At 64.3% G+C, this 14,572-nt stretch carries 15 protein-coding genes and 3 tRNA genes; 9 read left to right on the top strand and 9 right to left on the bottom strand.

From position 1 onward, the window contains the following. Positions 1-45: 45 nt before the first annotated feature. Positions 46-1,065: an outer membrane protein assembly factor BamD gene (locus P5705_RS12925; RefSeq protein ID WP_011535715.1), complete on the bottom strand. Its 1,020-nt coding sequence runs from the start codon at positions 1,063-1,065 to the stop codon at positions 46-48. A gap of 149 nt (positions 1,066-1,214) precedes the next feature. Between P5705_RS12925 and rluD the strand changes: the two genes are divergently transcribed. The 7 genes from rluD (at position 1,215) to P5705_RS12960 (ending at position 7,067) form a co-directional block, all read left to right on the top strand. Continuing rightward, positions 1,215-2,177: a 23S rRNA pseudouridine(1911/1915/1917) synthase RluD gene (rluD, locus tag P5705_RS12930; RefSeq protein ID WP_277461235.1), complete on the top strand. Its 963-nt coding sequence runs from the start codon at positions 1,215-1,217 to the stop codon at positions 2,175-2,177. After that, a complete protein-coding gene (gene pgeF, locus P5705_RS12935; RefSeq protein WP_277461236.1) occupies positions 2,174-2,911 on the top strand; it encodes a peptidoglycan editing factor PgeF in 738 nt (245 codons plus the stop codon). Before rluD ends, pgeF begins: the two co-directional genes overlap by 4 nt. A 256-nt stretch (positions 2,912-3,167) precedes the next feature. Beyond that, the gene (clpB, locus tag P5705_RS12940; RefSeq protein ID WP_277461237.1) at positions 3,168-5,732 is read left to right on the top strand and encodes an ATP-dependent chaperone ClpB; all 2,565 of its coding nucleotides are present in this window, start codon (positions 3,168-3,170) and stop codon (positions 5,730-5,732) included. Between the two features lie 447 nt (positions 5,733-6,179). Next, positions 6,180-6,255 (top strand) — tRNA-Asn (locus P5705_RS12945). 4 nt (positions 6,256-6,259) lie between these two features. Then, positions 6,260-6,336: transfer RNA gene (locus tag P5705_RS12950), tRNA-Pro, on the top strand. Positions 6,337-6,342: 6 nt separating this feature from the next. Next, a tRNA-Lys gene (locus P5705_RS12955) sits at positions 6,343-6,418 on the top strand. Positions 6,419-6,530: 112 nt separating this feature from the next. Next, entirely contained in the window at positions 6,531-7,067 is a 537-nt protein-coding gene (locus P5705_RS12960) for a dihydrofolate reductase family protein (RefSeq protein ID WP_277461238.1), read from the top strand. Between the two features lie 124 nt (positions 7,068-7,191). Here the strand turns inward: P5705_RS12960 and P5705_RS12965 are convergent, their stop codons facing one another. The 4 genes from P5705_RS12965 to P5705_RS12980 form a co-directional block, all read right to left on the bottom strand. After that, positions 7,192-8,487, bottom strand: coding sequence for an NAD(P)/FAD-dependent oxidoreductase (locus tag P5705_RS12965; protein ID WP_277461239.1), 1,296 nt, complete (start codon positions 8,485-8,487; stop codon positions 7,192-7,194). Between the two features lie 84 nt (positions 8,488-8,571). Then, on the bottom strand, positions 8,572-8,745 hold the full coding sequence (locus P5705_RS12970; RefSeq protein ID WP_110991747.1) for a DUF3094 family protein: 174 nt from the start codon (positions 8,743-8,745) through the stop codon (positions 8,572-8,574). 132 nt (positions 8,746-8,877) lie between these two features. Continuing rightward, positions 8,878-9,507 carry a DUF1780 domain-containing protein gene (locus P5705_RS12975; RefSeq protein WP_028689889.1) on the bottom strand — a complete coding sequence of 210 codons (630 nt, stop codon included), beginning with the start codon at positions 9,505-9,507 and terminating at the stop codon, positions 8,878-8,880. Positions 9,508-9,562: 55 nt separating this feature from the next. After that, positions 9,563-9,994 carry a hypothetical protein gene (locus P5705_RS12980; RefSeq protein WP_277461240.1) on the bottom strand — a complete coding sequence of 144 codons (432 nt, stop codon included), beginning with the start codon at positions 9,992-9,994 and terminating at the stop codon, positions 9,563-9,565. A gap of 110 nt (positions 9,995-10,104) precedes the next feature. On the opposite strand from P5705_RS12980, the gene P5705_RS12985 reads away from it, so the two are divergent. Continuing rightward, complete coding sequence (locus P5705_RS12985; RefSeq protein WP_277461241.1) at positions 10,105-10,782, top strand: energy-coupling factor ABC transporter permease; 678 nt, start codon at positions 10,105-10,107, stop codon at positions 10,780-10,782. A gap of 250 nt (positions 10,783-11,032) precedes the next feature. Here P5705_RS12985 and yacG read toward each other — a convergent pair whose 3' ends face one another. Genes yacG through P5705_RS13005 form a run of 4 tightly spaced genes read right to left on the bottom strand, consistent with a single transcriptional unit; the run spans position 11,033 to position 13,930 of the window. Next, positions 11,033-11,233, bottom strand: coding sequence for a DNA gyrase inhibitor YacG (yacG, locus tag P5705_RS12990; RefSeq protein WP_232857355.1), 201 nt, complete (start codon positions 11,231-11,233; stop codon positions 11,033-11,035). Further along, entirely contained in the window at positions 11,230-11,853 is a 624-nt protein-coding gene (coaE, locus tag P5705_RS12995) for a dephospho-CoA kinase (protein ID WP_277461242.1), read from the bottom strand. The genes yacG and coaE overlap by 4 nt, the downstream gene beginning before the upstream one ends. Then, positions 11,853-12,719 (bottom strand): prepilin peptidase, encoded by an 867-nt coding sequence (locus tag P5705_RS13000; protein WP_277461243.1) that lies wholly within the window; start codon positions 12,717-12,719, stop codon positions 11,853-11,855. The genes coaE and P5705_RS13000 overlap by 1 nt, the downstream gene beginning before the upstream one ends. 2 nt (positions 12,720-12,721) lie before the next feature. Continuing rightward, the gene (locus P5705_RS13005; protein WP_277461244.1) at positions 12,722-13,930 is read right to left on the bottom strand and encodes a type II secretion system F family protein; all 1,209 of its coding nucleotides are present in this window, start codon (positions 13,928-13,930) and stop codon (positions 12,722-12,724) included. A gap of 227 nt (positions 13,931-14,157) precedes the next feature. Here P5705_RS13005 and P5705_RS13010 point away from each other — a divergent pair, with 227 nt between their 5' ends. Further along, positions 14,158-14,568, top strand: a complete 411-nt coding sequence (locus P5705_RS13010; protein ID WP_277461245.1) for a pilin — start codon at positions 14,158-14,160, stop codon at positions 14,566-14,568. Positions 14,569-14,572 lie beyond the last annotated feature (4 nt).

Below are 14,572 nucleotides of genomic sequence, written 5' to 3' on the forward strand. Positions count from 1 at the left end.
TAAAAAAGGGAGGCCTCAGGCCTCCCTTTCTTTTAGCGCTTGCGGTCAGTCGAACAGACCGAAGGTCATGTAGCTGAACCACGAACGGTCCTGCTCGGCTTCCTTCGGGCCGGCCGGCAGGATCGGGTCGCCGTTCTCGTCCTTGGGCAGCAGCTCTTCCGGCATTTCCGAACGGGCGTCCTGGAACTGCTTGACCACGTCCTGGTTGGCGCGGGTCTCACCAGGTGGAAGCGGGGTCTTGGTATCGATCAGGCCCAAAGTAGCCTTCGACAACCAGGAGCGGTTGCCGTTCTCGTCCTGTTTGACCACGAACTGGCCATCGACCAGGCTCGGGTGGTCCGGGTAGTTGAGCTTGAGGGTCTCGAGGCTGGTGGCGGCCAGCTCGTCCAGGTGCATGTGCTGGTACGACTCGACCATCACCGCCAGGCCATCACCCACCGACGGGGTTTCCTGGAAGTTCTCGACCACGTAGCGGCCACGGTTGGCGGCGGCTACATAGGCCTCACGGCTGAGGTAGTAGTTGGCCACGTGGATTTCGTAGGAGGCCAGCAGGTTGCGCAGGTAGATCATGCGCTGCTTGGCATCCGGCGAGTAACGGCTGTTGGGGAAGCGGCTGGTGAGCTGGGCGAACTCGTTGTACGAGTCGCGGGCCGCGCCCGGGTCACGCTTGGTCATGTCCAGCGGCAGGAAGCGCGCCAGCAGGCCGCGGTCCTGGTCGAACGAGGTCAGGCCTTTCAGATAGTAGGCGTAGTCGACGTTCGGGTGCTGCGGGTGCAGGCGGATGAAGCGCTCGGCGGCGGACTTGGCGGCCTCGGGCTCGGAGTTCTTGTAGTTGGCGTAGATCAGCTCGAGCTGGGCCTGGTCGGCGTAGCGGCCGAACGGGTAGCGCGACTCCAGGGCCTTGAGCTTGTTCACGGCGCTGGTGTAGCTGGAGTTGTCCAGGTCGGCCTGCGCCTGCTGGTACAGCTCGGCCTCGCTGAGGTTCTCGTCAATGACTTCCTTGTTCGAGGAACAGGCAGCGGTGAGCCCGAGGATGGCGATCAGCAGCAGGTGTTTCACTTGCATGGCGGCTTGCGTCCCTTTGACGGCCGCTGTCTTGGGCGGTGCCGTCCTGTTATGATGAGCGCCCCCGGCCAAACCCCGGGGCAAAAGAAGCCGTATTTAACCACAAGCGCGCAGCCGAAACCAAAGGCTGAACGCCCGTCGATTCGAGCATGTCCGAGATCATTCAACTTAGCGCAGAGGTCCCGTCCGAACTGGGCGGCCAACGCCTCGACCAGGTCGCCGCCCAATTGTTCTCCGAGTACTCGCGCTCGCGCCTGTCATCGTGGATCAAAGATGGCCGCCTGACCGTCGATGGCGCGGTGCTGCGGCCGCGCGACACCGTCCACACTGGCTCCATCCTCGCCCTCGAGGCCGAGCAGGAAGCCCAGGGCGAATGGGTGGCCCAGGACATCGAGCTGGACATCGTCTATGAAGACGACCAGATCCTGGTGATCAACAAGCCCGCCGGGCTGGTGGTCCACCCGGCGGCCGGTCACCCCGACGGCACCCTGCTCAATGCCCTGCTGCACCATGTGCCGGACATCATCAACGTGCCGCGCGCCGGTATCGTGCACCGTCTGGACAAGGACACCACCGGCCTGATGGTGGTGGCCAAGACCCTGCAGGCGCAAACCAACCTGGTCGACCAGTTGCAGAAGCGTTCGGTCAGCCGCATCTACGAGTGCATCGTGGTCGGCGTGGTGATCGCCGGTGGCAAGATCGACGCCCCGATCGGCCGCCATGGTGGCGAGCGCCAGCGCATGGCGGTCACTGACGGCGGCAAGCCGGCCGTCAGCCACTACCGCGTGCTCAAGCGCTTCCGCTCGCACACCCATGTGCGGGTCAAGCTGGAAACCGGCCGCACCCACCAGATCCGCGTGCACATGGCGCATGTCGGTTATCCGTTGGTCGGCGACCAGACGTATGGCGTGCGCTTCCGCATTCCACCGGCCGCCAGCGTGGCCATGGTCGAGGCGGTGAAGAACTTCCCGCGCCAGGCCCTGCATGCGCGCTTCCTGGCCTTGGACCACCCGACCACCGGTGAACGCATGGAATGGGCTTCGCCGCTGCCGGACGATTTCCTCTGGCTGCTGTCGCTGCTCAACGATGACCGCGAGAGCTTCATCGGATGAGCGGCCTGACGCAGTCGCTGATCATCCCCGACTGGCCGGCTCCGGCCTCGGTTCGCGCCTGCGTCACCACCCGCGAGGGCGGCGTCAGCCTGCCGCCCTACGCATCTTTCAATCTCGGCGACCATGTGGGCGATGACCCGCAGGCGGTTGCCGAGAACCGTCGCCGCCTCAGCGATGAGTTCGCCATCCAGCCCGCCTGGCTCAAGCAAGTGCATGGATTGGTGGTGGCCGACGCCGACCCCACCGTGGTCGCCGAAGCCGACGCCAGCTGGACCGACCAGCCCGGCATCGCCTGCACCGTGATGACCGCCGACTGCCTGCCCGTGTTGTTCTGCGACCGTGCGGGCACCCGTGTAGCGGCTGCCCATGCCGGCTGGCGGGGGTTGGCCGGTGGCGTGCTGGAAGCCACCCTCGAGCGCCTGGCCCTGCCGGCTGAAGAGGTACTGGTGTGGTTGGGGCCGGCGATTGGGCCGCGGGCGTTCGAAGTCGGCCTGGAAGTACGCGATGCCTTTACGGCCGTGCATCCTGAAGCGGCTGATGCCTTCGTGGCGGGCGAGCGTCCGGGCAAGCTGATGGCCGACATTTACAAGCTGGCGCGCATTCGCCTGGCGGCGCGCGGCGTCACGGCTGTTTATGGCGGTGGGTTGTGCACGGTCAGCGACCCGCGCTTCTTCTCTTATCGCCGCACCCCGCAGGGTGGGCGTTTCGCTTCGTTGGTCTGGTTGCAGCCGTAAGGACGCCGGGGGCTGCTTTGCAGCCCTTTCGCGGCTAAAGCCGCTCCTACAGAGGAGCGCAATCCTCTGTAGGAGCGGCTTTAGCCGCGAAAGGGGCGCAAAGCGCCCCCAGCCATTCCCCCGCCTGCTGACGCCTGTCAACCCCGCTACGCTTGAATCTTCCAGAATCAGCCTTATCTATTGGTCATCTCAGGCAGGTTCATCATTACAGGTGCTGTCCATCGCTCCGCCTGCCCTTTAAAGGAAGGTATCCCCCATGCGAATAGACCGACTGACCAGCAAGCTGCAACTGGCATTATCCGACTCCCAATCCCTGGCCGTGGGCATGGACCACCCGGCCATCGAGCCCCTGCACCTGCTGCAGGCGCTGATCGACCAGCAGGGCGGCTCGATCAAGCCGCTGCTGATGCAGGTCGGCTTCGACATCAACAGCCTGCGCAAGGCGTTGACCAAGGAGCTCGACCAACTGCCGAAAATCCAGAACCCCACCGGCGACGTGAACATGTCCCAGGACCTGGCACGCCTGCTCAACCAGGCCGACCGCCTGGCCCAGCAGAAGGGCGACCAGTTCATCTCCAGCGAGCTGGTGCTGCTCGCCGCCATGGACGAGAACAGCAAGGTCGGCAAGCTGCTGCTCGGCCAGGGCGTGAGCAAGAAGGCCCTGGAGAACGCCATCAACAACCTGCGCGGCGGCGCGGCGGTGAACGACGCCAACGCCGAGGAGTCGCGCCAGGCCCTGGACAAGTACACCGTCGACCTCACCAAGCGCGCCGAAGAGGGCAAGCTGGACCCGGTGATCGGCCGTGACGACGAGATCCGCCGCACCATCCAGGTGCTGCAGCGCCGCACCAAGAACAACCCGGTGCTGATCGGCGAGCCCGGCGTGGGCAAGACCGCCATCGCCGAGGGCCTGGCCCAGCGCATCATCAACGGCGAAGTGCCGGATGGCCTGAAAGGCAAGCGCCTGCTGGTCCTGGACATGGGCGCGCTGATCGCGGGCGCCAAGTACCGCGGCGAGTTCGAAGAGCGCCTCAAAGCCCTGCTCAATGAACTGAGCAAGCAGGAAGGCCAGATCATCCTGTTCATCGACGAACTGCACACCATGGTTGGCGCCGGCAAGGGCGAGGGCGCCATGGACGCCGGCAACATGCTCAAGCCGGCCCTGGCCCGTGGCGAGCTGCACTGCGTCGGTGCCACCACGCTCAACGAGTACCGCCAGTTCATCGAGAAGGACGCCGCCCTCGAGCGCCGCTTCCAGAAGGTGCTGGTCGAAGAGCCGAGCGAGGAAGACACCATTGCCATCCTGCGCGGCCTGAAAGAGCGTTATGAAGTGCACCACAAGGTGGCCATCACTGACGGCGCCATCATTGCCGCGGCCAAGCTGAGCCACCGCTACATCACCGACCGCCAGCTGCCGGACAAGGCCATCGACCTGATCGACGAAGCCGCCAGCCGCATCCGCATGGAGATCGACTCCAAGCCTGAAGTGCTCGACCGCCTCGACCGTCGCCTGATCCAGCTGAAGGTGGAATCCCAGGCGCTGAAGAAAGAAGAGGACGAAGCGGCGAAGAAGCGCCTGGAGAAGCTGACCGAGGAAATCGACCGCCTGGAGCGCGAGTACGCCGACCTCGAAGAGATCTGGGCCTCGGAAAAAGCCGAGGTGCAGGGCTCGGCGCAGATCCAGCAGAAGATCGAACAGGCCCGCCAGGAGCTGGAAGCCGCTCGCCGCAAGGGCGACCTCAGCCGCATGGCCGAGCTGCAGTACGGGGTGATCCCGGACCTGGAGCGCAGCCTGCAGATGGTCGACCAGCACGGCAAGACCGAGAACCAGTTGCTGCGCAACAAGGTGACCGAGGAAGAGATCGCCGAAGTGGTCTCCAAGTGGACCGGCATCCCGGTGGCCAAGATGCTCGAAGGCGAGCGCGAGAAGCTGCTGAAGATGGAAAGCCTGCTGCATGAGCGGGTGATCGGCCAGGACGAGGCGGTGACCGCCGTGGCCAACGCCGTGCGCCGTTCCCGTGCGGGGCTTTCCGACCCGAACCGCCCCAGCGGCTCGTTCCTGTTCCTCGGCCCGACCGGGGTGGGCAAGACCGAGCTGTGCAAGGCGCTGGCCGAGTTCCTGTTCGACACCGAAGAGGCGATGGTGCGCATCGACATGTCCGAGTTCATGGAGAAACACTCCGTGGCTCGCCTGATCGGCGCTCCACCAGGCTATGTGGGCTATGAAGAGGGCGGTTACCTGACCGAAGCCGTGCGTCGCAAGCCGTACTCGGTGGTGCTGCTCGATGAGGTGGAAAAGGCCCACCCGGATGTGTTCAACGTGCTGCTGCAGGTGCTGGAAGACGGCCGCCTGACCGACAGCCACGGCCGTACCGTGGACTTCCGCAACACGGTGATCGTGATGACCTCCAACCTGGGCTCGGCGCAGATCCAGGAACTGGCCGGTGATCGCGAGGCACAGCGCGCGGCGGTGATGGATGCGGTGGGTGCGCACTTCCGTCCGGAGTTCATCAACCGGATCGACGAAGTGGTGGTGTTCGAGCCACTGGGCCGCGAGCAGATCGCCGGCATCACCGAGATCCAGCTGGGTCGCCTGCGCGGCCGCCTGGCCGAGCGCGAGCTGTCGCTGAGCCTGAGCCCGGAGGCGTTGGACAAGTTGATCGCCGTGGGTTACGACCCGGTGTATGGCGCACGGCCGCTCAAGCGTGCGATCCAGCGCTGGATCGAGAACCCGCTGGCGCAACTGATCCTGGCTGGCGAGTTCCTGCCTGGCGCGGCGATCACCGCGAAGGTGGAGGGCGATGAGATCGTCTTTGCCTGATCACGGCAATCAATGAAGAGCCCCGCATGTGCGGGGCTTTTTTTGCATATTTGCCTGTGCGGGCCTCATCGCGGGTAAACCCGCTCCTACAGGCCTTGAGACCTGCAGGAGCGGGTTTACCCGCGATGAGGCCCGCACAAGCCCAGAAAAACCGGGGCTTTTCGGGCTTTCCAGATAACTTGCTGAAATTTTTGAAAAAAATGCTTGCACAAAATCCAGAGTGCCCCTAATATTCGCCCCGCTGTCAGGCACTGAGCGAATCACCAGCAACATCGGAGATCGCAAAACAACTTACAAATCAGTAAGTTGAATGAAAAAAAGTGGTTGACAAGCAAAACGAAGAATGTAGAATAGCCGGCCTCAGCAGCGACAACGCGAAAGCGAAGCAGCTAAAGAGTTCGAAGCTAACACAGACTTCGAAGCAGTAAAGATGTACCGAAGTTCAGTTCCGCGATAGCTCAGTCGGTAGAGCAAATGACTGTTAATCATTGGGTCCCTGGTTCGAGTCCAGGTCGCGGAGCCAATCTCGGGGTGTAGCGCAGTCCGGTAGCGCGCCTGCTTTGGGAGCAGGATGTCAGGAGTTCGAATCCCCTCACCCCGACCATTTTCCGGGTCGTTAGCTCAGTTGGTAGAGCAGTTGGCTTTTAACCAATTGGTCGTAGGTTCGAATCCTACACGACCCACCATGTAAAAAGGGCATCTCGAATGAGATGCCCTTTTTCTTTTGCCCGCGTTTTTTGGGTGTGGCATCTCCCCGCCCTTGCTACCCTGTGGCTTCTGCCCGCAGGAGCGCCGCGCATGTCCCTCAAAGCCCGTGTTTTCATCGCCACCAGCCTGGATGGCTACATAGCCCGTGAAGACGGCGGCCTCGATTGGCTGATGGGCGCCACCCAATCCACCGACGACCATGGCTATGCCGGGTTCATGGCGGGGGTCGATACGCTGGTGATGGGGCGCGGCACCTTCGACAAGGTCATGACCTTTGGCCAGTGGCCTTATCCTGATGTGCGCGTCGTGGTGGTCAGCAGCACCTTGCCCGCGTTGCCTCAACATTCACCCGAGCGGGTCGAGCTGCATCCCGGGCCGATCCCGGCCTTGCTCGAGCATTTGCAGGCCACGGGCGCGAAGAGCCTGTACCTGGATGGCGGCAAGCTGATCCAGGGGTTCTTGCGCGAGGGGTTGGTGGATGAGCTGACCATTACCCGCATTCCCGTGCTGCTGGGGCAGGGGATTCCGTTGTTTGGCGGGTTGGCGAAGGATGTGCTGTTGCAGCACATGAGAACGACCAGCTACGAGAGTGGCTTCGTGCAGAGCACGTATCGCGTGGTGCGTTGAATCGCTGGGGCCGCTATGCGGCCCTTTCGCGGCACAAGGCCGCTCCTACAGGCGATCGCGTCCCCCTGTAGGAGCGGCCTTGTGCCGCGAAAGGGCTGCGCAGCAGCCCCAGGATCTTGAAGCCTCAGTGCAGCTTCAGACGCGGCTCGGTGCCCCGGCCAATCTTGCTGCCCAGCATCATCATCGCCGTGCGGAAGAACCCATACAGCGCCATCTGGTGCATCCGGTACAGCGACACATAGAACATCCGCGCCAACCAGCCCTCCAGCTTCACGCTGCCCATCAGGTTACCCATCAGGTTGCCCACCGCCGAGAAGCGCGACAGCGACACCAGCGAGCCGTAATCCTTGTACTCATAAGTTGGCAGCGCCTTGTTCTCCAGGCGCGCCTTCAGGCTCTTGGCCAGCAGCGAAGCCTGCTGGTGCGCGGCCTGGGCCCGTGGCGGCACGTTGCGGTCGCTGCCCGGTTGCGGGCAGGCGGCGCAGTCGCCGAAGGCGAAGATATTGTCGTCGCGGGTGGTCTGCAGGGTCGGGCGCACCACCAGCTGGTTGATGCGGTTGGTTTCCAGGCCATCGATATCCTTGAGGAAGCCCGGCGCGCGAATGCCCGCCGCCCACACCTTCAGGCTGGCCTGGATCACTTCGCCGGCCGCCGTTTTCAGGCCATCCTCGGTCACTTCGCTGACCGCAGCGTTGGTCATCACTGTCACGCCCAGCTTTTCCAGGGTCTTGTGCACCGGCACGCTGATGCGCTCCGGCAGCGCTGGCAGTACCCGTGGGCCGGCCTCGATGATCGTGATGTGCATGTCCTTCGGCTGGATCTTGTCCAGGCCATAGGCCGCCAGTTCATGGGCGGCGTTGTGCAGCTCGGCCGCCAGCTCAACACCCGTGGCGCCGGCACCGACGATGGCCACGCTGATCTTCTCGCTGGCCACATCGCCCGCGTGGGCGCGCAGGTAGTGGTTGAGCAGTTGCTGGTGGAAGCGCTCGGCCTGCTTGCGGCTGTCGAGGAACAGGCAGTGCTGCGCCGCGCCCAAGGTGCCGAAGTCGTTGGTGTTGCTGCCCACGGCGATCACCAGGCTGTCGTAGCCGATGGTGCGCGCAGGCAGCAGCTCGCGGCCCTCGTCGTCGAGGGTCGCGGCCAGCTGGATCAGTTTGCTCTCGCGGTCCAGGCCGCTCATGCGCCCCATCTGGAAGTTGAAGTGGTTCCACTTGGCCTGGGCCACGTAGTTCAGTTCGTCTTCCGAAGAGTTCAGCGAGCCGGCCGCCACTTCATGCAGCAGTGGCTTCCAGATGTGCGTCAGGTTGGCATCAACCAGGGTGATCTCGGCCTGTTTGCGCTTGCCCAGGGTTTTACCCAGGCGGGTCGCCAGTTCCAGGCCGCCGGCGCCGCCGCCGACAATCACGATGCGATGAGTCATGGGGATATCTCACAAGTTTTACGGAATTCGTGGGCACAAGGCCCGGCCGCGTCCGGCACGAGGGGAGGGCGAGCGCAAGGCAGCTCATAGCACCAGTCCACTCAGCAGGCGGCTCAACAGGCCCAGACCGATGGTCACGGCCACCACCAGCAACAGGAGCAGCAATGGCCGGAAAGGCCTGCGCTCGACACGATGCTGGGGGGCACTCAAGTACTCATCGACGCGACGCTGATCTTCAGGATTCAGGCGGCTGGTCATGGTGGGCCTCGTCAGATAGACGTTGGTGGATGCGTAAACGCTACAGCGCTCACGCAAACGCATAGGTCGAATGATAATGCTTTCTATCCCTGGCGCCGAGTGTACGTGATCGCAAAGACACCCGGCACTGGATCAAAGACTGATCCCGACGTCGAACACGATGCTGCGCCCCAGGTTGCCGCGCAGGAAATCCGGCGCGTCCGGGTGGGCGAACAGCACCCGGGCGAAAGTCGGCCCCACCAGCGACAGCGAGCGCCAGCCCTGGCGCAGGTACTCGGTGGGCGGCGGGAAATGGCTGTTGAGGTCGAGCACCTCGCGCTTGAGGCTGGCGAAGGCGATGATGTCCAGCTCGCCCAGGTCCAGCCCGCGTTCACGGTAGTTGTGCGACTTCTTGCGCAATGTGGGGGCCAGGCGCGCCAGCAGTTCCTGGGCGCTGATCCTTCGGGGCCGCTGCTCGCGGCGTACCAGCTGGGCCAGGGAAAACGCGCTGCGCCGCCGTTGCAGCTCCTCGCGCCACTCATCGTTGAGGCGGCGGCCCTCGTCGAGCACGAAGAACACCTCGAACGCCGCGTCGCGGAACAGCACATCTGGCGGCTCTTGCCCGGCCGGGGTGAAGTCCTCGCTGCGGTAGGGAATGTTCAGCCCCTGCAGCAGGCGCTGGCAGACCCAACGCTCGCGTTCCCATTTGCGGGCATTGGACAGGAACGCATTGGCTTGTTCGGCCTGGATGGTAAGCAGGCGCAGGTAGTCTGAGTCATCCATGGGGACAAGCTTAGTCGCTAATTGATGACGGTAAGATGCTGTTTGTGCGTGGGAATCAGCCCCGCACCAGCCATTGCTGGACGACCCCGAACAGGTGCAGCAGCCCGCCACCCACGCAAATGGCCGAACTGACCGCGATGAAACGCTGGCTGCGCCCGGTGCCGGCCAGCAACAGCGGGCCCAGCAGGCCACGGGCCAGGTATACCAGGGTGATCAGGCAGATGATCGGCAGCAGCAACGGCAGTGGCGCGATCACCCCGGCCGCCGACAGCGCGTAGGCGGCCCAGATCAGCAGTACCGCCGCGATAACCAGGGTGACAAGGGCAGGGTAGGCGCGCCCTTGTTCGGCGGCCCGGGCCATGCGTTCGCCCGCGCCGAACAGGCGATACCAGCGTGGCCCCACGGCGATGACCATCAGGTGCAGTACCCCCGCGATGGCGCTGAACAGCGCGCCCAGCAGCAAGGGCAGGTTGATTCCTTCGGTCATCGGTGATGCGTCCTGCAGCGAAAGGAGGTGCCAGCCTATAGCAACCGGACGGAAGGGAGAATGGGTGTAGACTCAGGCTTGCCCACAGGATCAACAGGGATATTGCTTACGTGATCAGCGCACAGGTCTTGTCCAGCACCAGCCTCACCCTTGGCTGGCTTGGTTACGTGCCCCTGCTGATCTGGGCTGCCAGCCGTACCCGTTGGGTGGAGCTGTTCACCGACACTCGCCGCCAGCACTTGCTGTTTGGCACTGTGTTCTGCCTGTTCGTGTTGTGGCTGGTGCGGCGCGATTTCGACACTGGCGTGTCGTACCACTTCATCGGCATGACTGCCGTCACCCTGCTGCTGGACTGGCCGTTGGCGATCCTCGGTGGTTTTCTTGCCCAGCTTGGTTTGTTGCTGCTCGGCCGCCAGGACCTTGCCGCCATTGGCGTCAACGGCCTGCTGATCGTCGGCTTGCCGGTGCTGGTCACCGAGGTGTGCGCACTCCTGGTCGAGCGCGCCCAGCCGCGCAACCTGTTCGTATATATCTTCTGTTCCGGGTTCTTCCCCGCCGCGCTGACCGTGCTGGTGTGCCTGGCGGCCGGGCTGGGGTTGCTGTGGATGGACGAGCGGTTCGCCATGCCGGAGTGGCTCAGCGACTTTGTTGGCTACCTGTGGCTGATGATGTTCCCCGAGGCGTTCATCAACGGCACCGTGATCAGTGCCCTGGTGGTGTTTTGCCCCGAGTGGCTGGAGACCTTCAACCGCAGCCGCTATCTGCAGGCGCCCTGGAAGGACGAATAACCCATTGATCTGGCACAACCTCTGTTCCCGGGGCGATAACGGTGGTGCTGGCACCACTTCTTGTCTTGTAGGAGCGGCTTCAGCCGCGATCACCCGCAAAGCGGGTGCCAAACACCGAGGCGCCTGCATCGCGGCTGAAGCCGCTCCTACAGGCGATCGCATTCCCCTGTAGGAGCGGCCTTGTGCCGCGAAAGGGCCGCAAAGCGGCCCCAAGAACGTCGAACCAATCAGCGCTCCAAAAGCGCCTTCCTCAATGCCGCGGCTCCAGATCCCCCGAATACAGCTCATCCTCGGACTCTTCCGCCCCCGCGATCTTGTGCTCCTCGGCCGCCCAGGCCCCCAGGTCGATCAACTTGCAACGGTCCGAGCAAAACGGCCGGAACGGGCTCTTCTCCCCCCATTCCACAGGCGCCCCACAGGTCGGGCATTCAACGGTCATCGGCTGGCTCATGGCTGGCCTCCTCGCAAAGTCAGGTAAAAGTGGTGCAGGCGGTCGATTTCGTCGTGCAGCGATTGCAGGTCACGATCGTTGACCACCACGTCATCGGCATGGCGCAGGCGCTCTTCCCGGGCCAGTTGGGCCTTGAGAATCGCCTGCACCTGTTCCGGGCTGGTGTTGTCACGGGCCAGGGTGCGCTGCACCTGCAGCTCGGCAGGGGCATCGATCACCAGGATGCGCTGGATCTTGCTGAACTGCCCCGACTCGATCAGCAGCGGCGACACATACACCGCGTAGGGCGTCTCGGCCTTGGCCAGGTAGCTGAAGATCTCCTGGCCGATCAGCGGGTGCAGCAGCTGCTCCAGCCATTGCCGTTGCGCAGGGTCGGCGAAGATCAGCTGGCGCAAGGCGCCACGGTCGAGCTGGCCGTCCTCGAGCAATACGCCCGGGCCGAAGCGTTCGACGATGCTGGCTAGGGCAGGGCGCCCCGGCTCGACGACCCAGCGTGCAGCCTGGTCGGCATCGACCAGGTGCACGCCCAGCTCGACGAAGCGCTCGGCGGCGGCGCTCTTGCCGCTGCCGATGCCGCCGGTCAGGCCGAGAATCCAGGGGGTGAAAGGCGCTGTGCTCATCAGGTTCCAAGCAGTTGCAGGTATGAGGCGACTATTTCATCACCCCAGAGCACCGCGATCCACCCCGCAATGGCCAGATAAGGCCCGAAAGGCAACGCAGCGCCCATTTGCGTGCGCTTCAAACGCACCAGCGTCAGCCCGATCAGCGCCCCCACCAAGGAGGCCAGCATCAAGGTCAGCGGCAAAACCTGCCAACCGCCCCAGGCACCCAGCATGGCCAGCAGCTTGAAGTCGCCAAAGCCGATGCCCTCCTTGCCGGTCACCAGCTTGAACACCCAGTACACCGCCCACAGGCTCAGGTAACCCGCCACCGCCCCCCACACCGCATCGGCCAGCGGCACCAGCAGCCCGAAGGCATTGACCACCAGCCCCAGCCACAACAGCGGCAGCACCAGCACATCCGGCAGCAACTGGTGGTCGGCATCGATCAGGCTCAAGCCGATCAGCCCCCAGGTCAGCAGCATCACCGCCAGCGCCGCCATGCCCGGCCCGAAATGCCAGGCCACCAGCAATGACAGCAGGGCGGTGGCCAGTTCCACCAGTGGATAACGCGCACTGATCCGCGCCTTGCACCCCGCGCAACGCCCGCGCAAGGCCAGGTAACTCAACACCGGAATGTTTTCCCACGCCCGGATCGGGCGCTGACAGTGGGGGCAACGCGACGCCGGCAAACACAGGTCGAAGCGCTCGTGCTCGGCCTGCGGCAGCCCCAGCACCTCCTGCGCCTCCCGTTGCCACTGGCGCTCGAGCATCACCGGCAGCCGGTACACAAGCACATTGAGAAAACTGCCCACCAGCAACCCCAGCACCGCGGCCAGGGCATAAAAGAACGGCGGATGATCGACGATTACGGCCCAGGCATTCATGTTCAGATCAGGCTACCCAACTGGAAGATCGGCAAGTACATCGCCACGACAAGGCCCCCCACCAGCAGCCCGAGGATCAGCACGATGGCCGGCTCCAGCAGCGTGGTCAACTGCTCCAGCGCCTGGCTCACCTGTTCTTCGTAATGTAGCGCGGCCTTGTCCAGCATCGTGTCGAGGGTACCGCTGGCCTCGCCGACCGCCACCAGCTGGCGCAGCAGCGGCGGGAACAGCCCGTCCGCCTCCATCGCCTGCTGCAGGCTTGCCCCATTGGCCACGCCCTGGCGCAACGCCAGGATTGCCCGCTCATGCAGGCAGTTGCCACTGACCGGCGCCACCGTTGCCAGCGCATCCAGCAACGCCACCCCTGCGGTATAGGAAGTCGCCAGGCTGCGCGCAAACCGCGCCAACGCCGCCTGCCCGAGCAAGGTGCCAACCACCGGCACTCGCAACCCCCAGCGCACTATCCACAGGCGCGCCGGCAGATGCCGCCGATAAACCTCCCGCACGCCAACCCCCGACACAGTTATCAACAGCAGCAGCCACCCCACGTGATTGCCCAGCCCTGTGGATAAATCGATCACCCACTGGGTGAACGCCGGCAGCGCCTTGTCAAAACTGGCAAACAGCCCCTGGAACCGCGGCACCACCTCCAGCAGCAACAACGCTGCCACCCCGAGCCCGGTCAGCAGCAACAACGCCGGATACAGCATCGCCTTGCGCACCTTCTGCCGCAGCGCCTGGCGCTTCTCCAACATCCCCGCCATCTGCTCCAACTGCCGGTCCAACGTGCCCGACTGCTCCCCCACCCGCACCAGGTTGCAGTACAGCGCATCGAACCACGCCGGGTGGCGCTGCAAGGCATCCGCCAAGCCCAACCCCGCCGCTACATCCTGTTTCAACCGCCCAAGCAACGCCGCCATGCCGCTGTCCACCGTGCTGCGCGCCATCACCTCGAACGCCTGCAGCAACGGCACCCCCGCCGTCAGCAAAGTCGCCAACTGCCGACTGAACCCCGCCGCATCCGGCTTGCCCGCCCGCTGCGGCCAACGCCAGCGCAACCCACCCGCCAACCTCACCCGCGTGGCCCGGATACCCTGGCGTTGCAGCCACGCCTGCACGAATGCCGGGCTGCGCCCCGATTGCTGGCCGTGTTGACGAGCGCCGGAGGCATCAATGCCCTCCCAGGCGTAGAGGCGGGTAGACGGTGGCATGTGAAGGTCCTTTGCAGTGCGGCGACAAGCCCCGTAACAGCTTGCCGGGCCCGAGGGCGGGCGCGTTTCCATGACGCTCACTAGAGTAGTTCAGCGAAGATGACGCCCTGCCGTGCAGGGGTGACAAAAGGTGTCGGTTCAGGCCTACTGCGCGCCTGCCGGCCGGGGCGCAACCCAAGATGCAATGCGCCGACCGCGCCTCCATGTATTACGAAGGAAGACCGTTCATGAAAGGGCAACGAGGTATCACCCTGATCGAACTGATGATCGTCGTCGCGATCATCGGCATCCTGGCGACCATCGCCATCCCCATGTACACCAACCACCAGGCCCGCGCCAAAGCCGCTGCAGCGCTGCTGGAAATCTCCGCGCTGAAAACGCCGATGGACATCCGCCTGAACGAAGGCAAGGACGTACCCGACGTCGCCAGCCTCAGCGGCCAGCCCGCCACCGCCCATTGCGCGATCACCGCCAGCGGCACGGCGGCCGACGGCAGCGCCAGCATCGCCTGCACCCTGGCCGACGCACCGGCCAATGTGCTGGGCAAGACTGTGACCCTGGCCCGCACCCAGGCCGGGTGGAGCTGCGTGACCACGGTGGAGGAAGACCTCGCGCCGAATGGCTGCAAGGCGCCGTGAAAGT

Origin of the sequence: Pseudomonas entomophila, assembly GCF_029478665.1 — a bacterium.
GTDB lineage: Bacteria > Pseudomonadota > Gammaproteobacteria > Pseudomonadales > Pseudomonadaceae > Aquipseudomonas > Aquipseudomonas entomophila_F.

Bases quoted from the DNA above. Each gene is read 5' to 3' on its own strand.
- P5705_RS13010 (WP_277461245.1), top strand. From the start codon at position 14,158: ATGAAAGGGCAACGAGGTATCACCCTGATCGAACTGATGATCGTCGTC.
- clpB (WP_277461237.1), top strand. From the start codon at position 3,168: ATGCGAATAGACCGACTGACCAGCAAGCTGCAACTGGCATTATCCGAC.
- rluD (WP_277461235.1), top strand. From the start codon at position 1,215: ATGTCCGAGATCATTCAACTTAGCGCAGAGGTCCCGTCCGAACTGGGC.
- pgeF (WP_277461236.1), top strand. From the start codon at position 2,174: ATGAGCGGCCTGACGCAGTCGCTGATCATCCCCGACTGGCCGGCTCCG.
- P5705_RS12960 (WP_277461238.1), top strand. From the start codon at position 6,531: ATGTCCCTCAAAGCCCGTGTTTTCATCGCCACCAGCCTGGATGGCTAC.
- P5705_RS13000 (WP_277461243.1), bottom strand. From the start codon at position 12,719: ATGAATGCCTGGGCCGTAATCGTCGATCATCCGCCGTTCTTTTATGCC.
- P5705_RS12970 (WP_110991747.1), bottom strand. From the start codon at position 8,745: ATGACCAGCCGCCTGAATCCTGAAGATCAGCGTCGCGTCGATGAGTAC.
- P5705_RS12980 (WP_277461240.1), bottom strand. From the start codon at position 9,994: ATGACCGAAGGAATCAACCTGCCCTTGCTGCTGGGCGCGCTGTTCAGC.
- P5705_RS13005 (WP_277461244.1), bottom strand. From the start codon at position 13,930: ATGCCACCGTCTACCCGCCTCTACGCCTGGGAGGGCATTGATGCCTCC.
- P5705_RS12975 (WP_028689889.1), bottom strand. From the start codon at position 9,507: ATGGATGACTCAGACTACCTGCGCCTGCTTACCATCCAGGCCGAACAA.
- P5705_RS12925 (WP_011535715.1), bottom strand. From the start codon at position 1,065: ATGCAAGTGAAACACCTGCTGCTGATCGCCATCCTCGGGCTCACCGCT.
- coaE (WP_277461242.1), bottom strand. From the start codon at position 11,853: ATGAGCACAGCGCCTTTCACCCCCTGGATTCTCGGCCTGACCGGCGGC.
- P5705_RS12965 (WP_277461239.1), bottom strand. From the start codon at position 8,487: ATGACTCATCGCATCGTGATTGTCGGCGGCGGCGCCGGCGGCCTGGAA.
- yacG (WP_232857355.1), bottom strand. From the start codon at position 11,233: ATGAGCCAGCCGATGACCGTTGAATGCCCGACCTGTGGGGCGCCTGTG.